This window comes from Brevibacterium linens ATCC 9172 (genome assembly GCF_900169165.1).
GTDB classification, from domain to species: domain Bacteria; phylum Actinomycetota; class Actinomycetes; order Actinomycetales; family Brevibacteriaceae; genus Brevibacterium; species Brevibacterium linens.
The window spans coordinates 229,381-246,480 of the sequence record NZ_FXYY01000002.1 but is presented as its reverse complement, the minus strand read 5'-3'; the positions used below and the strand labels follow the sequence as shown (position 1 = coordinate 246,480).

The following is a 17,100-nucleotide window of genomic DNA, read 5'->3' as shown; positions in this document are numbered from 1 at the left end:
GCCGAGGCGAGTCCGACAGATTTCGACGTCACCTGGGGTGTTGGCGAGGTCACCTGGGGTGTTGGCGAGAAGGTTGCGCAAGGCAGCGGAGTGCCGGCCTGCAGGCTGGAAGTGCTGCATTCGACACCATGCGGAGTGAATGCCTATCTCGCCGAAAAACGGGCTGCGTGTCGAAAAACGGGTGTGCACATGCGTTTCTCGACGCTTCACCCGTTTCTCGGCGACGATGCTCTGCCGCGATCCGTTTTGCGTCACGGCTGAATCTCTCCGCGGGCTGGAATCGACCGTCTGCGTCTAGCGCTCCAGAAGGGAGGAAGGGCGAGTCCGCCACAAACTGGACTGAAACGATCAAAAAGACAACGGATATTGTAGGCTCCTGCTGAAACGCCGCTCACGAAAGGGCAATTTGTTGAAACGCTTCACGATCGGAATCATGGCTGTGGCCTGCGCATTCACGCTGTCTGCCTGCTCTGGCGGATCCGGTGATCAGGCTGGGCAAGGCCAGAAACAGGATGAGGCCTCCCCTGATCCAGCAGCTGTCGAATCTCAGGAAGCCGACGAACGCGCGGCTCTGAGCGGCGACGAATACAGCGACAGAATCCTCTCACTGGAGGACCTGCCCAGTGGCTTCACTGTCGGTGACGACGTCAAGTTCGGAGAGAAGGAAGAGCAGTCAGTCAATCCGTTTGACTCCGACGACAGCTCTGCCGATGCCGCTTCCTCACAGTCAGAATGCATCGTCGGCGCCATGGCAGCTCACTCATCAGAATTGGACGGAGTCTCTGCCGCCCGAACCTTTGATCAGTCCGGCGACAATGGCGGTTCATACATCATGACCTCATTGTCCAGACTTGAGAATGGCTCGAAACCGCTGCTCAAAGAACTCCGCAAGACTGTCAACGACTGCCAGGAGTCGATCAACGCTGAGCCTGCCGAGTCGGTCGACGTCTTCGAACCCAAAGGCAACAAGGGCGAAGGCTTCTGCACTGCGGCCTACAACGGAACTTTCTTGGGCCAAGGGAAGATCGCGATGTCAGAGTGCTACGTCTCCTGGGCCGGTGAGTTGCTGACAGTTCATCAGATGGCGTTCGAAGGCGAAACCAGCCCCGCCATCGACGAGGAAGCCATGAACGGTGTCAGCGACTACCTGACCGAAGATCTTCTCCCGACGGCGCTCAAGAAGGCAGAAATGGCGGCGAACTAGAACTGAGCACGGCGTTGAGCGAGATAAGTGGGCTCAGATTGCACGTTTTCCACCGCCGGATTTTGGCAATCTGCGCACACTTAACCTGCCCAGCGCGGCAGAATCAGCACGGCTGGTCCGCGTCGACATTCCGCTGATAGGTAAGCTGGCTCTTGCGAGCGATGAAGACGAACTCGCGGCCCGGTCTGTCCGGGGCGTCACGGATCTCATCGACGACGAATCCGGCGTCCTCCAGTGACTTCGTCAGCTCAGCACGGTCACGAAACTGCAGGCGGCTCCTCTGTTCGACGCGACGGCCGTCACGTTCGAAGACCAACATTCCAACGAAATCGACGAACGCGCCGTGCGCGGCGTCGAATTCCACCCACGACTTGACCGTACCCACACCGCCGACCTCGGCCGTCGAATAGGTGTACTCTTTCGTCCATTCCAGCCACGCCTGCCTCTCGGGGTCGCGTGATTCGAAGACGAGGAGTCCGCCCGGCGACAGTCTCCGGCGGATCGCCGTCAACGTCTCCGCCCAGGCTTCATCTCCGAGAATCGCCTGCGCCACGTTGGCTGTCATGAAAGCCATGCCGGCCTGCAGCGGAGGCAGGTCCGCTGCGATCCCGTAGACCCACGTCACCTTGCCGGCATGGGGTTTCGACTGCGCCACGTCCAACGCCAACGCCGAGGGATCGACGCCCACGACCTCCACTCCCCGACCGGCGAGCATCGTGGCGAACGTACCCGTTCCGCATCCCACATCCACCACCGAGGCGGCCCCGAACTCCTCGACCATCGCCGCGTAGACGTCGAGGTCGTCCCGTTCTGGCCCTTCGAAGATGTCATAGACGGCCGCACAGCGCGCGTCGACATAGCTGTCCCCGGCGTCATCAGCGGGATTCCGAGCGCCGTTAGCGGGCATGCGAATCGCTCGGATGCATGGCGATGAACAGACCCCACTGAGTGGCGCCGTCCTTCTTGCGCCGACTGCGGAACTCTTCGAACAGCTCATCGATCCGCGACCGGAATTCCTCGACCTCATCCGCCGTGAGCATCGCGGCCATCCGCCCCATCGTCCGCTCCTCATAGGGTGCGGCGGTGAACTCGGCGGTGAAGGCCTCGAGCATCTCGGTCGTCATGTCACCGGTGTTGAGGAACCAGCTCTTGCCCGTGGCGAGGTACGGGATCTCTCGGGACCCGCGCCTGCCCCTCCGCGCCTCCTGAGCCTCGAGGAAGCCGGTGTCGGCGAGCATCCGCACGTGGTGGAGCGAGGTCGCGGGATTGAGGCCGGTCGCCTCGGCGATCTCACGATTGCTCAGGGCTTCGTCCAGGCACAGCCGCAGGATTCGGATGCGAATACTCGAGGCCAGCGTTTTGGCCTCGGCCTCGGTGGCGTCCCGGCGCTCGACTGCTCGGGCGAGGGAGGCCGCGGCGGGTGTGTCATCGCTCATGCCTCAACGCTAGCGAGTGATCGGGAGAAGTCAATCAATCCCGTCGAGTGATTGACTTCCCTCAATCGCTCGTGGAGCATTACTGATTGACAACCCTCAATCACTGACGCTCAATCACTGATCCTCCGCCCGCCGTCTCGAGGAAGAGCCATGGCCACATCCGACCAACCGCCATCGAGCGAACCACAACAGCAACACGGTCCCGCTTCACCACTACGGCCGAAACACGTCTCACTGTGGAGACACCGTGACTTCATGAAGTTATGGGCAGGCGACACGGTCTCCGTGTTCGGATCCGAGCTCGTCCTCTTCGCCCTCCCTCTCATCGCCGTGCAGCTCCTCCACGCCGACGCCTTCGAAATGGGAGTGCTCGCAACCCTGGAATCCGCGGCTTTCCTGCTCATCAGCTTGCCCGCCGGGGCCTGGGTCGACCGTCTGCCGAAGAGACTTGTCATCGTCTCCGGCGACATCATCCGCGCCGCCATCCTCCTGACCATCCCGCTGACCTGGATGGTCGGCGCCCTGAGCATGGTCCAGCTCTACTTCGTCGCGGCCGGAGTCGGAATCGTCAGTGTCTTCTTCGACATCGCCAATCAGTCCTATCTGCCCGAGCTCGTCGACAGCGATGCGATCTCCGACGGCAACGGCAAGCTCCAAGCCAGCCAGCAGACTGCCGGAGTCGCCGGCCCTACGCTTGCCTCCGGACTGGTCACCGCGATCGGCGCCCCGCTCACCGTGGGACTGACGAGCATCTGCATGGGACTCTCCAGCATCCTCGTCGGGCTCATCCGACACCGCGAAACCCCACGGCCGGCCGAGGTGCGGGCCGGCTTCGTCGCCGAGATCCGCGAGGGACTCGGTTTCGTCATCGGCCACCCGCTGCTGCGCCGGATCACTGCCTGCACAGGTCTGACGAACTTCGCGTCGTCGGGCATCTTCGCTCTCTTCGTGCTGTACGCCCTCACCACGCTGGGACTGCACCAGGTCGAGCTCGGCATCATCATGTCCGTCGCCTCGGCCGGCGGCATCCTCGGTGCGCTCTCTGCCGCATGGGCGCAGAAGATCCTCGGCGAAGGAACGAGCATCGCCCTGTCCGCGCTGACCGGCGGCCTCTGCTTCCTCGGTGTCCCGCTCGCCACCGTCCTGCCGGCACTGCCGACCCTGCTGATCAGCTGGTTCCTTGCGACCTGGGCGGTCGTCGTCTACAACATTGCGCAGGTGAGCTTCCGCCAGCGCCTGTGCCCGAAGCCGCTGCTGGGCCGCATGAATGCCTCGATCCGCTTCCTCGTATGGGGGCCGATGCCGCTCGGCGCTTTCCTCGCCGGCATCCTCGGCGACTGGCTCGGGGTGACGACGACGATGTGGATTTTGGCGGCCTGTGCGCTGCTCGGCTCACTGCCGGTACTCGCCTCCCCGCTCGTGCGGATGCGCGCACTCCCCCGCGAACTCGATCTGCTCGGCAGCAGCGCAACCGCCGATCGAGAGTGATGGCGAAGGAGCGTTGCGAATCGACAGCTTGGTGAACGTGCATCAGCTCGGTCCCTGCACCAGGCTGTTGCAGGTTCACCAAGTTGTCAGCGAGATGTGCCCCACCTCAGCGGGTCGCGTAGAGGTGCTCGGGCCGGCCTGTCGACCCGTACTGCAGGGACACCGTGATCGTGCGCGCTTCGGCGAGCTTCGCCAGATGCCGCTGCGCGGTGGCACGGGAGGCACCGACCGCCTCGGCGACCTCGAGTGCCGTCATCGGACCGCTCGCCTCCTCGAGTGCGGCGAGGATCCGCGTCGTCGTCGACGATCCCGCCGGGCTCGCCCCGGTTCCGCCGACGGCCGCGGCATCGTGGAGGTTGCGCAGCTGCCGCTCGAGGTCGGCCTGACCGACCTTCTCCCGCTCCCAATAGCGGAGGAACCTCGCGTAGCGGCGCAGGAAGTTCTGCAGCACCTCGGCTGCGAAGGGCTTGACGATGTACGTCATCGCGCCGGCCCGCAGCGACGAGCGGACCACCTGCGGATCCGTGACCGCCGAGAGCATGATCGCATCGATATCGGTCTCGCGGATGAGGTCGACACCGGTGCCCTCGGGCAGCACATAGTCGACGAGAAGCAGGTCGACGTCGTGCTCGGCGATGATCTCGCGCGCTGTCTTCAGGTCGCGGACGGGTTCGAGCGCCGTGAAGCCGGGCACCTCGTCGACATAGCGGGCATGGATCTGCCCGACGAAGAAGTCGTCATCGAGCACGAGAACGTTGACCATCATCTCTCCTCACCAGTTGGGAAATCGTCGTCGGCGACCGTCACATCGCCCGCGCCGTCAGCGCCCGCGCCGCCCGCGCAGCCTGCCGCTGTCACGTCGCCCGCACCGTCAGCGACCGCATCGCCGTCGTCGCCGGCGTCACCCGCGCCGTCAGGATCGTCGAGCGCATCGGGCAGGCGTACGCCGAAGCTCGCCCCGCCGAGGTCCGGATCGTGTCCGTCGATGAGCCACACCTCTCCCCCGCCCTTCTGCGCGACCCGGCGGCAGAGCGCGAGGCCGATGCCGAGTCCGTGACCGTCCCCGGTGCCGGTGCCCGTGGTCAGTCCGATCCCGAAATCCGGCGCCGAGGCGGCCGTCGAGGTTGTGAATCCCTCGTCGAAGATCCGTCCCGCCACCTCGTCGTCGATCCCGTCGCCGGTGTCCGTGACGACCGCGTGCAGTTCCGTCCCGGAGCTGAGCACTTCCACTTCGACCCGGCCCCCGTCCCCGGCGTACCGTTGCCCCGCCACGGCCGCGCGCACGGCGTTGTCGATGAGGTTGCCGAGGATGAGCGTGACCGCTTCCGGGTCGCGGACCGCGCCCACGGCAAGGGAGTCCGGTGTCACGGCCAGGGTCACTCCCGCTTCAGCGGCGGTCGTCCCCTTCGCTTCGAGGACGGCCCGCAGGTACGGGTCGGAGATGAGGTCGATGTCCTCGACGGGGGTCGTGATCGGTCCGGTGCCCAAAAGGGAGGACAGATAGGTGTGGGCTTCGTCCGTCGCGCCCGTGTCGACGAGGCCGAGCACAGTGTGCAGCCGGTTGGCGAACTCGTGACGTTGAGTGCGCAATGCCCTGGCCATCGCGGTGACGGATTCGAGCTGGCGGGCCATCGTCAGCATCTGCGTCTCGTCTCGGACGGTCACGACCCCGCCGACGGAGACCCCATCGCGCTGCACCCGCACGGCCGTGGCCAACAGGATCCGGTCGTTGATCGTGATCCTCCGCCGTAGCGCCCCGTCCGCGGGCGCATCGGCCATGAGCGCGGTGACCTCGTCGGGGACATTGACGAGTTCCTCGTCGGAGACGGCGGCCAGTTCGCGGTCGGAATCCCCCGCCGAGGCGGCTGCCCCGTTCGCGTCCACCGTGCCGTTCGCATGGTCGACGTGCTTCACCGAGGCGGCCCCGAGCAGCTCCTTCGCATTCGAATTGCTCAGGGTGAGTTTCCCGTTCGTGTCGAACCCGAGCACTCCGTCGTCGAGGCCGTGGAGCACGGCCCCTTGATCACGGGCCATCTCGGCGAGCTCTTCGGGTCCGACGCCGAGCGTCTCCCTGCGCAGCCGGCGCCCGAGCATGACCGACACGACTCCGCCGAGCGCCAGGGCGAACACGGCCACAGTGCCGAGCAGGATGAGTTCGCGGCGGACATCGGCATCGAGCACGGAGGCGAAGATGCCCACCGAGACCTCACCGACGACAGTTTCTCCGTCCTCGGTCGAATAGATCGGGACCTTCGCCCGCACCGTCTCGCCCAGAGTTCCGGATTCGTGGGAGACGTTCTCGCGACCGGCCAGCGCCTCATCCGGCGATGTCGAGACCTTGTGCCCGATCTTCGACCGGTCGGGGTGGGTGAGTCGGATGCCGCGGTCGTCGGTGATGACGGCGAAGCTGATGCCCGACCGGTCGCGCAGATCATCGGTGATCTTCAGCATCGAGGTCACGAGCTGCTCATCGGGCTCAGCGGCGTGTTCGGCCGAAGCCTGCGTGGCAGCGGCACGGACGTCCGGATCGATCGCCAGCGTGCGGGCAGTGGACAGCGCCTTCGTCTCGGTCACCTCGGTGACGGTGCGCGCTCCCATCCACGCGAACACGCCGGTGATCAGGGTAAGGATCACGATGACGAGCGCGAGCTGAGAGATCAGCACACGACGGGAGAACGAACGATGGGGCCGGGGCACGCGCTCAGCGTAGCCGCGTTTGAGCGCAATGCGCAAAAGGCACGCAACGATCTAAAAGTCATCAGCGCACACAAACGCGCGGAGCCCGTGATCTGGGCCCTACGGTGTTTCGAGCCTCACATTCGCCTTCGAAGGAGAAGCTCGTGCTTGTCATTCTCGGTTTCGCCATGATCGCCGTCTTCATGACACTGATCATGACCAAACGACTCTCGCCGATCCTCGCACTCATCCTCGTGCCCACCATCTTCGGCCTCTTCGCCGGGGCCGGTCTGGGCATCGGTGAGATGGTCATGGACGCGATCGCCTCGATGTCGTCGACGGCAGCGCTGCTGCTCTTCGCCATCATCTACTTCGGCATCATGATCGACGTCGGCCTCTTCGACAAGCTCGTCGAGTTCATCCTCAAGGTCGCCGGCAACGACCCCGTCAAGGTCGTCCTCGGCACTGCGCTGCTCACCGGTGCCGTGTCCCTCGACGGTGACGGATCGACGACGTTCATCGTCGTCACCGCGGCCATGCTGCCGATCTACCAGCGTCTCGAGATGTCGCCCGTGGTGCTCACCTGCGTGGCCGGTCTCATCAACGGCACCCTCAACATCGTTCCATGGGGCGGACCGACGGCCCGAGCCTCCTCGGCGCTGCAGATCGACGCCAACGAGATCTTCGTCCCCATGGTCCCCTCCCTGGTGGCCGGCCTGCTCGTGTGCTTCGTCTTCACCTATGTGCTCGGCATCTCCGAACGCCGCCGCCTGGCCAAGAACGGCGTCGCCTGGGCCTCCGACCGCGGGTCGAACCGTCGCAGGGACCTCGTCGGCGCCGTGGCCGGAGCCAGCACGACCGCGGGTTCGTCCGCGGGCACCGGGAACGGTGCGACCACGGGTGGACACGGACACGGATTCGGGTCGACCGCCTCGGCGAACGATGGCACCACCACCGAGGCAGGACCCGCCTCCGGAAGCGACACAGACGGATCCGCCGAAACTGGTTCGGGCCTGACGAACACCGCACTCGATCCCAACCGCGCAACCCTGCGGCCGCAGCTGTTCTGGTTCAACCTGGCCCTGACCGTGGCCGTGATGGTCCTGCTCATCATCGACATCCTGCCGCTGCCGTACCTGTTCATGATCGGCACCGTCATCGCACTCATCGTCAACTTCCCGAAGATGAAGGACCAGCAGGAGGAACTCGCCTCCCACGCGACTGCGATCATCTCCGTCGTGGCCATGGTCATGGCCGCAGGCGTGCTCACCGGCGTCATGTCCGGCACCGGAATGGTCGACGCGATGGCCGCATGGCTCGTCGACGTCATCCCGAACGCAATGGGCCCCTACATGGCCGTCATCACCGGTCTGCTGTCGATCCCGATGACGTTCTTCATGAGCAATGACGCCTTCTACTTCGGCATCCTGCCCGTGCTCGCCGAGACGGCCTCCCACTTCGGCATCTCCGCAGCCGACATGGCCCGCGCCTCGATCACCGGCCAGCCCGTGCACATGCAGTCACCGCTGGTGCCCGCGATCCTGCTGCTCGTGTCGCTGTCCGGCGTCGAGCTCGGCGATCACCACAAGAAGGTGCTGTGGCGGGCGCTCATCGTCGCCCTCGTCATGCTCGCAGTCGGTGTGGCCGTCGGCGTCATCGGAATCGGCTGAGCGGAGGCCCCAGATGACTGATCTCTACTCGACCTCACAGCCCCGCTTCCCCGTTCCGTCTCGGCAGGTCACCGCGTCACCGGGCATCGGCTCGGCCTCGCGCACCGTGGTCCTGGCGCTGCGCCCCGATTCCTCGGACGAAGTGCTCGAACAGGCGATCGCCGCGGCCCGCCGTGAGAACGCAGCGGTGCAGGCCGTCGTGTTCGGCACGGATACGACGACCGCGCCGTCGACCTCTCCTCTGGCCGAGTGCACGAAGTTGGGCACGGCCCTCGCCGAGGCGGGACTCGAGTATGCCGTCCACCGTGCCGGTCCCGATCCGGCCGAGCAGATCCTCGGCCTGGCCGAGGAGCACGACGCGGCGATGATCGTCATGAGCACGAAGCGCCGCTCACCCATCGTGAAGCTGCTGCTCGGGTCGAGTACGCAGCAGGTCATCCTCGAAGCCGAGTGCCCGGTGCTGTTGGTGAAGTAGAAGCGCGGGACAGGTCGCGGCCCGGTACGCGGCGCCAGTCGTGACGCGTCAGTCGCGCGGCGCTAGACCCCGGCGATTCCGCGGCCCGGGGCGAGGATTCCGCGCTGATCGACGAGCGACTTGAGCTCTACCAGACCCTGCCGGCCCGGCTGCGGGCCCCACGCGTCGACCTCATCCCAGACCGATGCGGGCGCATGGATGAGCCGGGCGGCGATGAAGTGCAGTCCGAAGCTGCGCAGATGTTCGAGGACCACGCGCGTGGCCACTCCGGGTTCGGAATCCGGGGCGCCGACGCCCAGTTCGAAGGACCCTGTCGCGCTGCCGCGCAGCTGCAGCGGATAGCCGATCGTCGTCTCCAGCCGGTCGACGGCATCGATGAGGGTCGGAATGAAGCTCGGTGCCACCGACAGCTCGATGGTCGCGGCCAGCCGCGCTCTGCGACCCCACCATTCCGGCTCGGCGCACGGAGTCGCGCCGGGAACACGATCGACGAGGTTGCCCACCTCCTCCTCGACTGCGTCGGTCTCCCCTTCGATGAGAACTACTGTCGCCGCCGGCGAACCGGCTGGGCGTTCGATGACGACCGCGTCGGGAACGCGACGGGCGGTCAGAAGGTCGCAGGCCGCCTCGGTGCCGGGAATCCACACGAATCTCTGCGTTTCGGGTCGCTCGGTCAGACGGATCTCGGCTTGGGCGATGATCGCCCGGGTCCCCCAGGATCCGGTGATGAGGCGCGGCAGAGCGCGACGGCCCAGATCCGGATGGAGGCCGTGGGCTGTGCGGGCGATGGTCCCGTCGGCGGCGACAGTCGTCACGGACAGGACTGTCTCAGCCAGCCGCGGCCGGCGCAGTTGGCGCGGCCCGGTGGCCGCGGTGGCGATCATTCCGCCGAGGGTGGCGCCGGCGTCGATGCGGTCTGGGGGAAGGTCGGCGAGGATCTCCCGTCCCGATGGGGCCGCGGACCTGTTGAGCGCGCTGATCCGGGTTCCGGCTCCGGCGCGGACGGCATCGCCGGCGTTGAAATGGTCGGCCACCTCGGCGATCGAGGTCAGGTCGATGAGCAGGCCCGGAGTGGACGCGGGCGGATGATCGTCGAAGGCGGTGCCACCGCCGAACACAGCGACGGTACGGTTCTCGGCGTGGGCGCGGGCCATGAGCTCGGAGAGTTCGGCGATGCTGCTGGGACTGGCCAGTCGGGGCAGTTCGTCTGTGGTCAGGCTCATCCGCATCTTCCGTTCCTGCTGTCTCGGGCGCTGCGCTGCGTGCGTGTGTATGTCGAGCTTAACGAAGAACGCCTCCGAAATCGGTGCGCGAGGCACAGATTTCGGAGGCGTTCGGCGTCGTCACCGACCGCGTACCTGCATGCCCTGGTCAGGGCGCGCGGTGCGGCCGGAGTCGCTCACGACGCGCAGATCACGACGTACGGATCACGGCATGCGGGCGTACGCCGGCAGGGTGAGGAAGTCGACGTACTCGGGATCGAGGGCGACCGAGACGAAGGTGTCGGTGGCGTCCTTCCAGCCTGCGTCGTCACCGGGCAGCTTGGCGACCTCCTCGGCGACGATGCGCTCGACGAGCTCGTTGGTCACCTTCTCACCGGAGTCCAGGGTGATTCCGGCGTCCAGCCACTGCCACACCTGGGAGCGGGAGATCTCGGCGGTCGCGGCGTCCTCCATGAGTCCGTTGATGGCGACCGCGCCGTTGCCTTCGAGCCAGGCGCGCAGGTACTGGATGCCGACGGACACGTTGGTGCGCAGGCCGGCCTCGGTCATCGCACCCGGGGTCGACTTCACGTCGAGCAGATCGGCGGCGGTGACATTGACGTCTTCGCGCTTGTTGTCGATCTGGTTGGGCTTGTCGCCGAGGGTCTCGGTGAAGACCTCCTTGCACAGGGCGACCATTCCGGGGTGAGCGACCCAGGAGCCGTCGAAGCCGTTGGAGGCCTCACGCGACTTGTCCTCGCGCACCTTGTCGAAAGCGGCCTTGTTCGCGGCTTCGTCCTTCGAGGGAACGAATGCGGACATTCCGCCGATGGCATGCGCACCGCGCTTGTGGCAGGTGCGCACGAGCAGTTCGGTGTAGGCGCGCATGAACGGCACCGTCATAGTCACGTCCGAACGATCCGGCAGCAGGAAGTCGGAGCCGCGGGAGCGGTAGTACTTGATGACGGAGAAGATGTAGTCCCAGCGTCCGGCGTTGAGGCCGGCCGAGTGCTCGCGCAGTTCGTAGAGGATCTCCTCCATCTCGAAGGCCGCGGGGTAGGTCTCGATGAGCACGGTGGCCCGGATGGTGCCGCGGGACAGGCCGAAGGCATCTTCGGCGTGCTCGAAGACCTGGTTCCACAGGCGGGCCTCGAGGTGGGACTCCATCTTCGCGAGGTAGAAGTAGGGGCCGCGGTCCTTCTTGATCTGGATCTGGCCGGCGGTGGCGAAGTAGAGGGCGAAGTCGACGAGCGAACCGGAGGTCTCCTCACCGTCGATGAGGATGTGCTTCTCGGGCATGTGCCAGCCGCGGGGGCGCACGACGATGGTCGGCAGCTCCTCGTCAGGGGCGAGCTTGTATTCCTTTCCCTCGGGCGAGGTGAAGTCGATTTCGCGGTTGAGCGAGTCGAGCAGGTTGATCTGGCCCTGGACGACCGAATCCCATTGCGGGGTGTTCGCGTCTTCCTGGTCGGCCAGCCACACCTTCGCGCCGGAGTTGAGCGCGTTGATCGTCATCTTCTTGTAGGTGGGGCCGGTGACCTCGACGCGGCGGTCTTCGAGACCGGGTGCCGGAGGGGCGACCTGCCAGGACGGATCATTGCGGATCTCAGCGGTCTCTTCGAGGAAGTCGAGGTCCTTGCCTGCGGCGATCTCGGCTTGGCGCTTCTTGCGAGCCTCGAGGCGCTCGAGACGGTCGCCGTTGAACTTCCGGTGCAGATCGACGATGAGCTCAAGCGCCTTGGACGTGAGGACCTTCTCAGCCCCGTCCGGCAGCTCACCGGTGATCTCCATCCCGGCGGGGATGTCCAGGTTTTCGATATGAGCGGTCATCGATGGTTCTCCTTAGTCAGCACATCGGTGCTGCGTCCTTATCCACATCTGGTGATGCGATTTCTTCGCTGGTCAACGGGGTTTTGACCGCGAAACTTTCACATTGTGAAAATGTTTGTTCACACAACGAAAGAATATGAGGTGATGTACGTCTCGTCAAACCCTATCCTGCATTCGAGACGGTGTGTTCGTTGACACCGCCCAAGGGGCCGGAGAGGATGAGAAGGACATTTCTCGTGGACTCGCCGAGGCGGCAACGACGCCGCGGATCGGACTGAAAAGTGGACAACCTCGCTGTTGCAGCTCTCTTGGCCCTCTCCCCCATTCTCTTGGCCGGAATCCTTCTCATCGGATTCCGGTGGCCTGCGAAATACGCCATGCCGATCGGACTGATCGCTGCCGCGCTCGTGGCGAACTTCGCCTGGCAGATCGAGTGGGTGACGATCGGCGCATCGGTCGTCCAGGGCCTCCTCGTCGCGATCGGACTGCTGTGGATCGTCTTCGGCGCGCTTCTGCTGCTGGCCACGGTCACCCGGTCCGGAGCGATCGAGACGATCCGCTCCGGGTTCATCGCGATCTCCCCGGACCGGCGCGTGCAGGTCATCATCATCGCCTGGCTCTTCGGCTCCTTCATCGAGGGTGCCGCCGGCTTCGGCACTCCGGCGGCCGTGGTCGCCCCGCTCTTGCTGGCCCTCGGCTTTCCCGCGATCGCCGCGGTCCTCGCCGGTCTCATCATCCAGTCGACTCCGGTGAGCTTCGGCGCCGTGGGCACCCCGATGGTCGTGGGCATCGGTACCGGCCTGTCTCAGGAGGACGGCTCGATGTCGGCCGATGTCGCCGAGCGCGCCGGTCAGCTCGGCCTCGGCCAGGCCGAGTTCGTCGCTCACACCGCCGCTCAGGTCGCGCTCATCCACGCCTGCTGCGGCATTCTCATCCCGCTGCTGCTGTCGTGCATGATGACCGGGTTCTTCGGTGCCAATCGGCGCTTCGCCGACGGTCTGGCCATCGCCCCGTTCGCGATCTATGCGGCTGTGGCGATGATCGTGCCCTACCTCATCGTGGCCAATGTGCTCGGACCCGAGTTCCCGTCGCTGCTCGGCGGACTCATCGGTCTGGCCATCGTCGTGACGACCTCCCGGATGGGCTTCCTCATGCCGAAGAAGACCTGGGACTTCGCTCCGCGTGAGACATGGCCGGCGACCTGGATGGGCACCGTCGACCCGAACAAGGAGAAGGCGCAGCTGACGAAGAAGATGTCGCTGGCCCGCGCCTGGTCGCCCTATCTCATCGTCGTCGCCCTGCTGCTCATCACGCGCAATGTGCCCGCGATCAAGGAGTTCCTCACCGGTCCGGCCGTGATCAAGATCGATAACATCTTCGGCACCCCGATCAGCCAGAATATGGATCTGCTGTGGTCGCCGGGGGCGATCTTCGTCCTCGCCTGCGGGCTGACGTACTTCATCCACCGGATGACGAGTAAGCAGATCGCAGGCTCCTGGCAGATCGCCGGTTCGCAGATCGCCGGCGCTGCCGTTGCTCTGCTGTGTTCCCTGCCGCTGGTGCGCGTGTTCATCAACTCCGGCGCCGACTACAACGGTGCCGGCCTGGATTCGATGCCGGTCACCCTCGCCGAGGCGGCCGCCAGCTCCGTGGGCGACGCCTGGCCGCTGTTCGCCCCGTTCGCCGGTGCGCTGGGTGCATTCGTGGCAGGGTCGAACACGGTTTCGAACGTCATGTTCTCGCAGTTCCAGTTCTCCACCGGCACCGCGATCGGTGCGGCCAGCCCCGAGACCGTGGTCGCGGCTCAGGCGGTCGGTGGCGCTGCTGGAAATATGGTGGCCGTCCACAACGTCGTGGCCGCCTCGGCGACGGTGGGCCTCATCGGTCGGGAAGGCGAGCTCATCCGGCGGACGTCGATCCCGATGCTCGTCTATTCGCTGACCGCGGGCGCGCTGGCGTTCATCGGCCTCAACGGTCTGGGCTTCAATGCGGGCACCGTCGTCCTCACCGCGATCATCATCGGCCTCGCCGTGGTCGTGGTGATGATCCGCCGCTCCCCGGGCAAGCCGCTTGCCGAGGTCGGCGTCGGGGCGGCGGCCGGCGGCAGCGAAGGCACGGCCGACGACGATCCGGAGCCCACCACGCGCACCTGACGTTGCCGCCCGCGCCTGACTGTGCCGTCCGCGCGGATCGTCCCCGCACCTGACGCTGCCGTCCGCGCGGATCGTCCCTCGCACCTGACGCTGCCGTCCGCGCGAATCGTTCCCGCGCCGTGTCATCGCCTTTTGGCACAGGAGTCATCGCCTTCTGATCCAGGCATCGGGTTCAAACGCGATGTGCCGATCAGAAGGCGATTCGTCCGGAACGCGACAACGCCCGCAGGACCGTCAGGCACCTGCGGGCGTTCGTGGGTTCGTCGGCGCAGCCGCCCGCCGACGGAGCCGCTCAACGACGGAGCCGCTCGAAGACCGGGTCTCAGACGATGACGACCATGGGGACGATCATCGGCTTGCGGCGCAGCTTCGACGACACCCAGCGGCCGGTGGTGCGGCGCACCACCTGCTGGAGCTGGTACTGATCGGTGGTGCCGTCACGCAAGGCATCCTCGACGGCCTTCTGCACCTTCGGGATGATCGAGTCGAAGACGTCATCGGACTCGGCCACACCGCGGGCGTGGATCTCGGGTCCGGCGATGAGCGACTTCGTCTGCGAGTTCACGGCCATGAAGATCGTCACGAACCCCTCGCCGGACAGGACCAAGCGGTCCTTGAGGTCCGCCTCGGTGATCTCACCGACCGACGAACCGTCGACGAAGACGTAGTTGCAGTCGACGGCGCCGACGACCTCGGCGTGACCGTCCTTGAGGTCGACGACCCAGCCGTCATCGGCCAGGACGATGTTGTTCGGGTCGACTCCGGTCGCCTCGGCGTGGCGGGCGTTGGCCAGCAGGTGACGCCATTCGCCGTGGACGGGCATGACGCCGCGGGGTTTGACGATGTTGTAGCAGTAGAGCAGCTCGCCGCCGGAGGCGTGGCCGGACACGTGGATCTTCGCATCGGCCTTCGAGATGACGCGGGCGCCGAGCTTCATCAGGCCGTTGATGACCTTGAACACGGAGTTCTCGTTGCCGGGGATGAGCGAGGAGGCGAGGATGACGGTGTCGCCGTCGCCGACGTCGACGCGGTGATTGCGGTTGGCCATCCGCGACAGGGCGGCCATCGGCTCACCCTGGGAACCGGTGCACATGAGGACGATCTGGTCCTCGGGGTAGTCGTCGACCTTCTTGATGTCGATGAGCGTTCCGGCCGGCACGTTGAGGTAGCCGAGGTCTTCGGCGATCTTCATGTTGCGCACCATGGAGCGGCCGACGAGGGCCACCTTGCGGCCGTGGGCGGTGGCGGCGTTGAGCACCTGCTGCACGCGGTGGACGTGGGAGGAGAACGAGGCGACGATGATGCGGCGCTCGGCGGTGCCGAAGAGGTTTTCGAGCACGGGCCCGATGTCCTTCTCCAGCGCGGTGAAGCCGGGGACCTCGGCGTTCGTCGAGTCCGTCATGAACAGGTCGACGCCCTCTTCGCCGAGGCGGGCGAAGGCGCGCAGGTCGGTGATGCGGCCGTCGAGCGGCAACTGATCCATCTTGAAGTCGCCGGTGTGCAGGATGTTGCCGGCGCCGGTGCGGATGAACACGGCCAGGGCGTCGGGGATCGAGTGGTTGACGGCGACGAACTCGAGGTCGAAGGGACCCAGCTGGTCGACATCGTCTTCGGCCACCACACGGGTGATGGGTTTGATGCGGTGCTCTTTGAGCTTGGCTTCGATGAGCGCGATCGTCAGCTGCGAACCGAGGATCGGGATGTCGCCCTTGCGGCGCAGCAGGTAGGGAACGGCCCCGATGTGGTCTTCGTGGCCGTGGGTGAGCACGAGGCCGATGATGTCATCGAGGCGGTCGTCGAGGTAGGAGAAATCGGGGAGGATGAGGTCGACGCCGGGCTGGTCCTCTTCGGGGAAGAGCACACCGCAGTCGACGATGAGGAGTTTGCCGTGGTATTCGAAGACGGTCATGTTGCGGCCGACTTCGCCGAGTCCGCCGAGCGCGACGATGCGGACGGCTTCTCTGTCCATCTTCGGCGGGAGGGACAGTTCTTGGGTCAATGCATTATTCACTGAGGTAACCACTCCTGGTCAATTGGGCGGCGACGAACGCCATCTGATCCTCATCAGCTGGGAGCAGCGGCATACGCACGTCGCGGTTGTCGAGTATTCCTTGGGCCTGCAGAGCGGCCTTCGCCGAGATCACTCCCGGCATGTGGTTCATGAGCGCATCCACCACGTCCGCGGTGTCGCGGGAGAGGGTGCGTGCGGTGTCCAGGTCGTTGTTCGCCACTGCGGAGACCATCGCGGCGAACCGGTCCGAGCAGACGTGCCCGGCCACGGACACGAGTCCGAGTGCGCCCAGGGACAGCAGCGGCAGGTTGAGCGCGTCCTCGCCGGAGTAGTACACGAGCGAGGAGTTGTTCATGACGAACGAGGAGGCGAAGAGGTCGCCCTTGGCGTCCTTGACCGCGAGGATGTTCGGGTGGTCCGAGAGTCGCAGCAGGGTGTCCGTGATGATCGGGGCACCGGCGCGGCCGGGGATGTCGTAGAGCATGACCGGCAGGTCGGTGGAGTCGGCGGCCGCGCGCATATGGGCTTCGATCGCCGGCTGGGTCGGCTTCGAGTAGTACGGGGTGACGAGCAGGATCCCGTCGGCTCCGGCATCGGCCGAGCGGCGGGAGAGGTCGATGGTGTGTGCGGTGACGTTGTTGCCGGTGCCGGCGACGATCTTCGCCCGCTTGCCGATGACTCCGCGGACGACGCGGATGAGTTCGACCTTCTCATCGTCGGTCGTCGTCGGTGATTCGCCGGTGGTGCCGGAGACGACGAGCATGTCGTTGCCGAGCTCGACGAGGTGGTTCGCCACCTTCTCCACGGACGCATAGTCGATGCTGCCGTCGCGCTTGAATGGAGTCACCATTGCAGTGCCGACGGAACCGAACGCGTCAATGGCAGTCGCTGCTGCCTGATCACCGAGAATCGCCATAGACCCAAGGATACCGCCCACGTCGTCTCATCAGTGCAG

General features: G+C 65.7%; 13 protein-coding genes. 5 read left to right on the top strand and 8 right to left on the bottom strand.

Annotated features, from left to right (window positions below; genetic code table 11):
• The first annotated feature begins 409 nt into the window (after positions 1 to 409).
• Positions 410 to 1,204, top strand: a complete 795-nt coding sequence (locus BLIN9172_RS02660) for a hypothetical protein (protein WP_101553717.1) — start codon at positions 410 to 412, stop codon at positions 1,202 to 1,204.
• Between the two features lie 103 nt (positions 1,205 to 1,307).
• Here BLIN9172_RS02660 and BLIN9172_RS02655 read toward each other — a convergent pair whose 3' ends face one another.
• Together BLIN9172_RS02655 and BLIN9172_RS02650 are read right to left on the bottom strand one after the other, a co-directional pair.
• Entirely contained in the window at positions 1,308 to 2,111 is an 804-nt protein-coding gene (locus BLIN9172_RS02655; RefSeq protein ID WP_101553716.1) for a class I SAM-dependent methyltransferase, read from the bottom strand.
• The gene (locus BLIN9172_RS02650; protein WP_101553715.1) at positions 2,101 to 2,640 is read right to left on the bottom strand and encodes an ArsR/SmtB family transcription factor; all 540 of its coding nucleotides are present in this window, start codon (positions 2,638 to 2,640) and stop codon (positions 2,101 to 2,103) included. The genes BLIN9172_RS02655 and BLIN9172_RS02650 overlap by 11 nt, the downstream gene beginning before the upstream one ends.
• 150 nt (positions 2,641 to 2,790) lie before the next feature.
• On the opposite strand from BLIN9172_RS02650, the gene BLIN9172_RS02645 reads away from it, so the two are divergent.
• Positions 2,791 to 4,128: an MFS transporter gene (locus BLIN9172_RS02645; protein ID WP_164742811.1), complete on the top strand. Its 1,338-nt coding sequence runs from the start codon at positions 2,791 to 2,793 to the stop codon at positions 4,126 to 4,128.
• A gap of 106 nt (positions 4,129 to 4,234) precedes the next feature.
• Here BLIN9172_RS02645 and BLIN9172_RS02640 read toward each other — a convergent pair whose 3' ends face one another.
• A complete protein-coding gene (locus tag BLIN9172_RS02640; RefSeq protein ID WP_240811925.1) occupies positions 4,235 to 4,894 on the bottom strand; it encodes a response regulator in 660 nt (219 codons plus the stop codon).
• Entirely contained in the window at positions 4,891 to 6,825 is a 1,935-nt protein-coding gene (locus BLIN9172_RS02635) for an ATP-binding protein (protein ID WP_101553798.1), read from the bottom strand. The genes BLIN9172_RS02640 and BLIN9172_RS02635 overlap by 4 nt, the downstream gene beginning before the upstream one ends.
• Positions 6,826 to 6,968: 143 nt before the next feature.
• On the opposite strand from BLIN9172_RS02635, the gene BLIN9172_RS02630 reads away from it, so the two are divergent.
• Together BLIN9172_RS02630 and BLIN9172_RS02625 are read left to right on the top strand one after the other, a co-directional pair.
• Positions 6,969 to 8,474 carry a CitMHS family transporter gene (locus tag BLIN9172_RS02630; RefSeq protein WP_101553712.1) on the top strand — a complete coding sequence of 502 codons (1,506 nt, stop codon included), beginning with the start codon at positions 6,969 to 6,971 and terminating at the stop codon, positions 8,472 to 8,474.
• 13 nt (positions 8,475 to 8,487) lie between these two features.
• Positions 8,488 to 8,949, top strand: coding sequence for a universal stress protein (locus tag BLIN9172_RS02625; protein ID WP_101553711.1), 462 nt, complete (start codon positions 8,488 to 8,490; stop codon positions 8,947 to 8,949).
• A 62-nt stretch (positions 8,950 to 9,011) separates the two neighbouring features.
• Here BLIN9172_RS02625 and BLIN9172_RS02620 read toward each other — a convergent pair whose 3' ends face one another.
• Both BLIN9172_RS02620 and aceB read right to left on the bottom strand, forming a co-directional pair.
• Complete coding sequence (locus tag BLIN9172_RS02620) at positions 9,012 to 10,172, bottom strand: FAD-binding oxidoreductase (RefSeq protein ID WP_170286850.1); 1,161 nt, start codon at positions 10,170 to 10,172, stop codon at positions 9,012 to 9,014.
• Between the two features lie 204 nt (positions 10,173 to 10,376).
• Complete coding sequence (aceB, locus tag BLIN9172_RS02615) at positions 10,377 to 11,981, bottom strand: malate synthase A (RefSeq protein WP_101553709.1); 1,605 nt, start codon at positions 11,979 to 11,981, stop codon at positions 10,377 to 10,379.
• Between the two features lie 281 nt (positions 11,982 to 12,262).
• Between aceB and BLIN9172_RS02610 the strand changes: the two genes are divergently transcribed.
• Positions 12,263 to 14,134: an L-lactate permease gene (locus BLIN9172_RS02610; protein ID WP_101553708.1), complete on the top strand. Its 1,872-nt coding sequence runs from the start codon at positions 12,263 to 12,265 to the stop codon at positions 14,132 to 14,134.
• Positions 14,135 to 14,456: 322 nt separating this feature from the next.
• Here the strand turns inward: BLIN9172_RS02610 and BLIN9172_RS02605 are convergent, their stop codons facing one another.
• Together BLIN9172_RS02605 and dapA are read right to left on the bottom strand one after the other, a co-directional pair.
• Entirely contained in the window at positions 14,457 to 16,103 is a 1,647-nt protein-coding gene (locus BLIN9172_RS02605; RefSeq protein WP_101553797.1) for a ribonuclease J, read from the bottom strand.
• 34 nt (positions 16,104 to 16,137) lie between these two features.
• A complete protein-coding gene (gene dapA, locus BLIN9172_RS02600) occupies positions 16,138 to 17,061 on the bottom strand; it encodes a 4-hydroxy-tetrahydrodipicolinate synthase (RefSeq protein WP_101553707.1) in 924 nt (307 codons plus the stop codon).
• Positions 17,062 to 17,100: the final 39 nt, after the last annotated feature.

Coding starts and splice junctions, on each gene's coding strand:
- BLIN9172_RS02650 (WP_101553715.1), bottom strand. CDS start 2,640: ATGAGCGATGACACACCCGCCGCGGCCTCCCTCGCCCGAGCAGTCGAG.
- BLIN9172_RS02605 (WP_101553797.1), bottom strand. CDS start 16,103: ATGGACAGAGAAGCCGTCCGCATCGTCGCGCTCGGCGGACTCGGCGAA.
- BLIN9172_RS02645 (WP_164742811.1), top strand. CDS start 2,791: ATGGCCACATCCGACCAACCGCCATCGAGCGAACCACAACAGCAACAC.
- aceB (WP_101553709.1), bottom strand. CDS start 11,981: ATGACCGCTCATATCGAAAACCTGGACATCCCCGCCGGGATGGAGATC.
- BLIN9172_RS02655 (WP_101553716.1), bottom strand. CDS start 2,111: ATGCCCGCTAACGGCGCTCGGAATCCCGCTGATGACGCCGGGGACAGC.
- BLIN9172_RS02620 (WP_170286850.1), bottom strand. CDS start 10,172: ATGAGCCTGACCACAGACGAACTGCCCCGACTGGCCAGTCCCAGCAGC.
- BLIN9172_RS02625 (WP_101553711.1), top strand. CDS start 8,488: ATGACTGATCTCTACTCGACCTCACAGCCCCGCTTCCCCGTTCCGTCT.
- BLIN9172_RS02640 (WP_240811925.1), bottom strand. CDS start 4,894: ATGATGGTCAACGTTCTCGTGCTCGATGACGACTTCTTCGTCGGGCAG.
- dapA (WP_101553707.1), bottom strand. CDS start 17,061: ATGGCGATTCTCGGTGATCAGGCAGCAGCGACTGCCATTGACGCGTTC.